This window comes from Microbacterium sp., assembly GCF_047606685.1.
In the GTDB taxonomy this organism is placed as follows: domain Bacteria; phylum Actinomycetota; class Actinomycetes; order Actinomycetales; family Microbacteriaceae; genus Microbacterium.
In genome coordinates this window covers 1-5,966 of sequence record NZ_JASGEC010000040.1, presented here as the reverse complement: position 1 = coordinate 5,966, position 5,966 = coordinate 1, and the positions used below count along the sequence as shown (strand labels likewise).

10 protein-coding genes are annotated in these 5,966 nt (G+C 68.2%); all 10 read right to left on the bottom strand.

Annotated elements, in window-relative coordinates:
• Positions 1 to 353: 30S ribosomal protein S3 (gene rpsC, locus QM611_RS04240; protein ID WP_415078657.1), on the bottom strand; the 353-nt coding region annotated here is incomplete at its 3' end.
• A complete protein-coding gene (gene rplV, locus QM611_RS04235) occupies positions 353 to 769 on the bottom strand; it encodes a 50S ribosomal protein L22 (protein WP_415078656.1) in 417 nt (138 codons plus the stop codon). The genes rpsC and rplV, both read right to left, overlap by 1 nt.
• 40 nt (positions 770 to 809) lie before the next feature.
• Positions 810 to 1,091 carry a 30S ribosomal protein S19 gene (rpsS, locus tag QM611_RS04230; protein ID WP_169580746.1) on the bottom strand — a complete coding sequence of 94 codons (282 nt, stop codon included), beginning with the start codon at positions 1,089 to 1,091 and terminating at the stop codon, positions 810 to 812.
• A 9-nt stretch (positions 1,092 to 1,100) separates the two neighbouring features.
• The gene (gene rplB / locus QM611_RS04225; RefSeq protein WP_415078655.1) at positions 1,101 to 1,943 is read right to left on the bottom strand and encodes a 50S ribosomal protein L2; all 843 of its coding nucleotides are present in this window, start codon (positions 1,941 to 1,943) and stop codon (positions 1,101 to 1,103) included.
• Positions 1,944 to 1,968: 25 nt separating this feature from the next.
• On the bottom strand, positions 1,969 to 2,268 hold the full coding sequence (gene rplW / locus QM611_RS04220) for a 50S ribosomal protein L23 (RefSeq protein WP_415078654.1): 300 nt from the start codon (positions 2,266 to 2,268) through the stop codon (positions 1,969 to 1,971).
• Entirely contained in the window at positions 2,265 to 2,915 is a 651-nt protein-coding gene (gene rplD / locus QM611_RS04215) for a 50S ribosomal protein L4 (protein WP_415078653.1), read from the bottom strand. The genes rplW and rplD overlap by 4 nt, the downstream gene beginning before the upstream one ends.
• Positions 2,916 to 2,919: 4 nt before the next feature.
• The gene (gene rplC / locus QM611_RS04210) at positions 2,920 to 3,579 is read right to left on the bottom strand and encodes a 50S ribosomal protein L3 (RefSeq protein WP_415078652.1); all 660 of its coding nucleotides are present in this window, start codon (positions 3,577 to 3,579) and stop codon (positions 2,920 to 2,922) included.
• 11 nt (positions 3,580 to 3,590) lie between these two features.
• Complete coding sequence (gene rpsJ / locus QM611_RS04205) at positions 3,591 to 3,899, bottom strand: 30S ribosomal protein S10 (protein WP_415078651.1); 309 nt, start codon at positions 3,897 to 3,899, stop codon at positions 3,591 to 3,593.
• A 477-nt stretch (positions 3,900 to 4,376) separates the two neighbouring features.
• A complete protein-coding gene (locus QM611_RS04200) occupies positions 4,377 to 4,592 on the bottom strand; it encodes an Rv0909 family putative TA system antitoxin (RefSeq protein ID WP_415078650.1) in 216 nt (71 codons plus the stop codon).
• 346 nt (positions 4,593 to 4,938) lie between these two features.
• A partial coding sequence (tuf, locus tag QM611_RS04195) for an elongation factor Tu (RefSeq protein WP_415078649.1) occupies positions 4,939 to 5,966 on the bottom strand: 1,028 nt, incomplete at its 5' end.

Genomic DNA, 5,966 nt, shown 5'->3' with positions numbered 1-5,966 from the left:
TGGGCGTCGGCCTCGGGGTTGCGCACCTCGAGGATGTTGAGCTGGATCTGCTTGCCGGTGAGCTTCTCAAGGTCGGCGCGGATGCGCTCGGCCTCGGCGCCGCGGCGGCCGATCACGATGCCCGGGCGGGCGGTGTGGATGTCGACGCGCACCCGATCGCGCGTGCGCTCGATCTCGATGCGGCTCACGCCCGCGCGGTCGAGCTTCGACTGCAGGAGCTTGCGGATCTTGATGTCCTCGGCCACGTAGTCGGCGTAGCGCTGGCCCGGCTTCGTCGAATCCGAGAACCACCGCGACACGTGGTCCGTGGTGATGCCGAGGCGGAAGCCGTACGGGCTGACTTTCTGTCCCATTACTTGCTCGCCTTCTTCGTCGTGGTTGAAGCGTTGCCGGCCGCTGAGCCGGTCGAAGCGTCGACCTCGGGGGTCGACAGGACCACGGTGATGTGGCTGGTGCGCTTCTTGATCTGGAACGCGCGGCCCTGGGCGCGGGGCTGGAAACGCTTGAGCGTCGTCCCCTCGTCCACGAAGGCGTTCTTCACGTACAGGTCTCGTTCGTCGAGGTACTCGCCGGCCTGGTCCGCCTTCACGCGGGCGTTGGCGACGGCCGACGCGACGAGCTTGTAGATCGGCTCGCTCGCGCTCTGCTGCGCGAACTTCAGGATCGCGAGCGCCTCTTCGGCCTGCTTGCCCTTGATGAGCGCGACGACACGACGAGCCTTCTGAGGGGTCACGCGGATGTGTCGCACGCGGGCGATGGACTCCACCATTTCTCTCTCCTCTGCTTCGTTTCTCGAGGCAGCCCCCGCGTCAGCGGCGGCGGCCCTTCTTGTCGTCCTTCTCGTGGCCGCGGAAGGTGCGGGTGGGCGCGAACTCGCCCAGTTTGTGTCCGACCATGGTCTCGGTCACGAACACGGGGATGTGCTTGCGACCGTCATGCACCGCGATCGTGTGGCCGAGCATGGCCGGGACGATCATCGAGCGGCGCGACCACGTCTTGATGACGTTCTTGGTGCCGGCTTCGTTCTGCGAGGCGACCTTGCGAAGCAGGTGCTCGTCGACGAAGGGGCCCTTCTTGAGACTGCGAGGCATCTTCTACTCCTACCTACCGCGCTTCTTGCCGGCGTTGCGCCGACGGACGATGTACTTGTCGCTCTCTTTGTTGGCGTGGCGGGTGCGACCCTCCTGCTGCCCCCACGGAGACACCGGGTGACGGCCGCCGGACGTCTTGCCCTCGCCGCCACCGTGCGGGTGGTCGACGGGGTTCATCGCGACGCCGCGCACGGTCGGGCGCACGCCCTTCCAGCGCTTGCGGCCGGCCTTGCCCCAGTTGATGTTCGACTGCTCGGCGTTGCCGACCTCGCCGATGGTCGCGCGGCAGCGCGCGTCGACGTTGCGGATCTCGCCCGAGGGCAGGCGCAACTGGGCGTATGGCCCGTCCTTGGCGACCAGGCGCACGCCCGCACCGGCCGAGCGGGCGAGCTTGGCGCCGCCGCCGGGGCGCAACTCGATCGCGTGCACCACGGTTCCGGTCGGGATGTTGCGCAGCGGGAGGTTGTTCCCCGGCTTGATGTCGGCCGACGGGCCGGACTCGACGATGTCGCCCTGGCGCAGCTTGTTCGGCGCGATGATGTAGCGCTTCTCGCCGTCCTTGTAGTGCAGCAGCGCGATGCGCGCCGTGCGGTTGGGGTCGTACTCGATGTGCGCGACCTTCGCGTCGATGCCGTCTTTGTCGCCCCGACGGAAGTCGATCACGCGGTACTGGCGCTTGTGCCCGCCGCCGATGTGGCGCGTGGTGATGCGGCCCTGGTTGTTGCGGCCGCCGGTCTTGGCGAGCGGGCGCAGCAGCGACTTCTCCGGCGTCGATCGGGTGATCTCGGCGAAGTCTGCCACCGACGAGCCGCGGCGTCCCGGCGTCGTGGGCTTGTACTTGCGAATAGCCATTGTTCTCTAGTCCTCTATCCCGACGTCAGCCGACTGCCGTGAAGATGTCGATGGTGCCCGACTTGAGCGTCACGATCGCACGCTTGGTGTCCTTGCGCTTGCCGGTGCCGAAGCGCGTGCGACGGGCCTTGCCGATGCGGTTGAGCGTGTTCACCGACGCCACCTTGACGCCGAAGATCTTCTCGATCGCGAGCTTGATCTCGGTCTTCGAGGCGCGCGGGTCGACGAGGAACGTGTACTTGCCCTCGTCGATGAGCCCGTAGCTCTTCTCGGACACGACAGGCTTCAGGATGATGTCGCGCGGGTCCTTGTTGACGGCGGTCATGCCGAGACCTCCTTGGCGGTCTTGGACGCGACGAACGCGTCGTAGGCGCCCTTGGTGAAGACGATGTCGTCGGAGACGAGCACGTCGTAGGCGTTGAGCTGGTCGACGGGGAGCACGTGCACGTACGAGAGGTTGCGCACGCTCTTGGCCGTGACGTCGTCATCGCGCTCGATGACGACGAGCACGTTCTTGGCGGCGGCCAGGGAGCCCAGGACGGCAGCCGCGGCCTTCGTGGAGGGCGCGCCCTCGATGCCGAACGAGTCGACGACGTGCAGGCGCTCGCCGCGGGCGCGGTCGCTCAGCGCGCCGAGCAGGGCGGCGGCGACCATCTTCTTGGGCGTGCGCTGCGCGTAGTCGCGCGGCTTCGGGCCGTGCACGATGCCGCCACCGGTCATCTGGGGCGCGCGGATCGAGCCCTGGCGCGCGTTGCCGGTGCCCTTCTGGCGGAAGGGCTTGCGGCCGGCGCCGGACACCTCGCCACGACGCTTGGTCGAGTGGGTGCCCTGGCGGGCTGCGGCGCGCTGTGCCACAACGACCTGGTGGATCAGCGGGATGTTGGTCTTGACGTCGAACAGCGCGGCGGGCAGCTCGACCGAGCCGGCCTTCTTGCCGTTCGCGTTGTGGACGTCGAGGGTCGTGCCGGTCATGGACTCAGGCCCCCTTCACTGCGTTGCGGACGAACACGATGCGGCCGCGCGCGCCCGGGACGGCGCCCTTGACGAGCAGCAGGCCCTTCTCGGCGTCGACGGCGTGCACCGCGAGGTTGAGGACGGTCACGCGCTCGCCGCCCATGCGGCCGGCCATGCGCATGCCCTTGAAGACGCGGCTCGGCGTCGACGACGCGCCGATCGAGCCGGGCTTGCGGTGGTTGCGGTGCGCGCCGTGCGAGGCGGAGACGCCCTTGAAGTTGTGGCGCTTCATGACGCCCGCGGTGCCCTTGCCCTTGCTCGTGCCGACGACGTCGACGAGCTGGCCGGCCTCGAACACGCCGTCCACGGTGAGCTCCTGGCCGAGTGAGTAGTCAGCAGCGTCCGCGGTGCGGATCTCGGTGAGGTGGCGGCGGGGGGTCACGCCGGCCGCCTCGAAGTGGGCGGTCTGCGGCTTGTTCACCTTGCGCGGGTCGATCTGCCCGTACGCGATCTGGACGGCGTTGTAGCCGTCCTTCTCCGGCGTGCGGACCTGGGTCACCACGTTCGGGGAGACCTCGATCACCGTGACGGGGACGAGCTTTCCGTTCTCGTCCCAGACCTGGGTCATACCGAGCTTCGTGCCCAGCAGGCCCCGGGAAATCTTGTTGTCGATGTGTGCCATGGCCGGTGTCCTCAGAGCTTGATCTCGATGTTGACGTCGGCCGGCAGGTCGAGGCGCATCAGCGAGTCGACGGCCTTGGGCGTCGGGTCGATGATGTCGATCAGACGCTTGTGGGTGCGCATCTCGAAGTGCTCGCGGCTGTCCTTGTACTTGTGCGGCGACCGGATGACGCACACGACGTTCTTCTCGGTCGGAAGCGGCACGGGGCCCACCACGGTGGCGCCGGCGCGGATCACGGTGTCGACGATCTTGCGCGCCGAGCTGTCGAGGCCGGCGTGATCGTACGACTTCAGGCGAATGCGGATCTTCTGTCCCGCCATTTGTCTGCTCACTCTCTTTCTCGCGTCTTACCGCACAGGGCATTGGACGCACGCGCACCTGCGGGCGCAGGAGCACTTCTTCGGTCCTCGGCGTGTCGGGGCGAACCCGAACCGGTCGAGGGGAACCGCTGTTCTGGTGTCAATCCGCGGCGCGCCGCGGCATCCGTGTCACCCGCGCGTGCGCGCGGACGAGGTGGGATGAGGGTGTTCTGCTGCCCGCGGCCTAGGCTTCACGCGTGCGCGCTGCCTATGCACTGCCCTGGCAGTGATCCCGCGCACACCACACGGGCGCACAGGAATGTGGAACCTGAACAGTCTACGTGTCGCCCGGGCGTGTCGCAAACTCGCGCCGGGATTCGGCGTGCTCGAATCAGGCGAGCATCGCGGGGAAGCCGCGGCGGCCGACTCGCAGCGCTCCAGGCAGGAACGGGAATCGCCCGCCGGCACGGGGCCGGCGGGCGATTCTCGGAACCCGGACTACTGGTCGCCGACTGCTCCGTCGACGTTGTCGCGGACGCCGTCGATCGCGGCGTCGTGCTCGTCGGGCAGCACCTTCTTGGCGAGGTCGGCCGCGCCATCCAGCACCTTGTCGCTGATGTCCTCGACCTGGTCGGACTTGAGGAACTCCTCGACCTTCTCCTTGTTCTGCTCGAACAGCTCCTTGCCTTGATTCACGATGTCGTCGATGCCCATTTGCGTCCTCCCCGTTGCGTGCGAGCGCGCCCAGCGCGCGCCCGCCGTCAGCATACCCCCGCGCCTTGCCGCGAGGCGAGGAGGTGTCGCCTTCGCCCCGCGAAACCCACGTCGCGCGTCGAGACCCACCTGGCGCGTCGAAACCCCGCGCGGCGGCATGGGTCTCGACGCGGCAGACGGGTCTCGACGCGGCACGCGGGTCTCGACGCGGCAGGCGGGTCTCGACGCGGCACGCAGGTCTCGACGCAACGCGGGTCGAGACGTGATGCCGGTCAACGCGCGACGAAGGCCCCCGGGATTCCCGGGGGCCTTCGTGGACGGTTGTCGCGCGGCTACGCCGCTCGACTCACTTCAGGATCTTCGTGACCGTTCCGGCGCCGACGGTGCGACCGCCCTCGCGGATCGCGAAGCCGAGGCCCTCCTCCATGGCGATCGGCTGGATGAGCTCGACCTTCATGTCGGTGGTGTCGCCGGGCATGACCATCTCGGTGCCCTCGGGCAGCGAGATGACGCCGGTGACGTCCGTGGTGCGGAAGTAGAACTGCGGACGGTAGTTCGTGTAGAAGGGGTTGTGGCGGCCGCCCTCCTCCTTGGAGAGGATGTACGCGGTGCCCTCGAACTCCGTGTGCGGGGTGACCGAGCCGGGCTTGACGACGACCTGGCCGCGCTCCACGTCGTCACGCTTGGTGCCGCGCAGCAGCAGACCACAGTTCTCGCCGGCCCACGCCTCGTCGAGCTGCTTGTGGAACATCTCGATGCCGGTGACGATCGTCTTCTGCGTCGGGCGCAGACCCACGATCTCGACCTCGGAGTTGATCGCGAGCGTGCCACGCTCGGCGCGGCCGGTCACGACCGTGCCACGGCCGGTGATCGTGAAGACGTCCTCGATCGGCATGAGGAACGGCTTGTCCTTGTCGCGGACCGGGTCCGGGATCCACTCGTCGACGGCGTCCATGAGCTCGGCGATGGCGTCGGCCCACTTCTCGTCGCCCTCGAGGGCCTGCAGGCCCGAGACGCGCACGACGGGAGCGTTGTCGCCGTCGAAGCCCTGGCTCGACAGCAGCTCGCGCAGCTCGAGCTCGTTGAGCTCGAGGAGCTCCTCGTCGTCGACCATGTCAGCCTTGTTCAGCGCGACCAGCAGCGTCGGCACGCCGACCTGCTTGGCCAGCAGCACGTGCTCGCGCGTCTGCGCCATGATGCCGTCGGTCGCCGCGACCACGAGGATCGCGCCGTCCATCTGGGCAGCGCCGGTGATCATGTTCTTGATGTAGTCGGCGTGACCCGGGGCGTCGACGTGCGCGTAGTGGCGCTTCGGCGTCTCGTACTCGACGTGCGAGATGTTGATCGTGATGCCGCGCTGGCGCTCCTCCGGAG

Coding starts and splice junctions, on each gene's coding strand:
- rplW (WP_415078654.1), bottom strand. CDS start 2,268: ATGACCGCCGTCAACAAGGACCCGCGCGACATCATCCTGAAGCCTGTC.
- rpsS (WP_169580746.1), bottom strand. CDS start 1,091: ATGCCTCGCAGTCTCAAGAAGGGCCCCTTCGTCGACGAGCACCTGCTT.
- rplV (WP_415078656.1), bottom strand. CDS start 769: ATGGTGGAGTCCATCGCCCGCGTGCGACACATCCGCGTGACCCCTCAG.
- QM611_RS04200 (WP_415078650.1), bottom strand. CDS start 4,592: ATGGGCATCGACGACATCGTGAATCAAGGCAAGGAGCTGTTCGAGCAG.
- rplD (WP_415078653.1), bottom strand. CDS start 2,915: ATGACCGGCACGACCCTCGACGTCCACAACGCGAACGGCAAGAAGGCC.
- rplC (WP_415078652.1), bottom strand. CDS start 3,579: ATGGCACACATCGACAACAAGATTTCCCGGGGCCTGCTGGGCACGAAG.
- rpsJ (WP_415078651.1), bottom strand. CDS start 3,899: ATGGCGGGACAGAAGATCCGCATTCGCCTGAAGTCGTACGATCACGCC.
- rplB (WP_415078655.1), bottom strand. CDS start 1,943: ATGGCTATTCGCAAGTACAAGCCCACGACGCCGGGACGCCGCGGCTCG.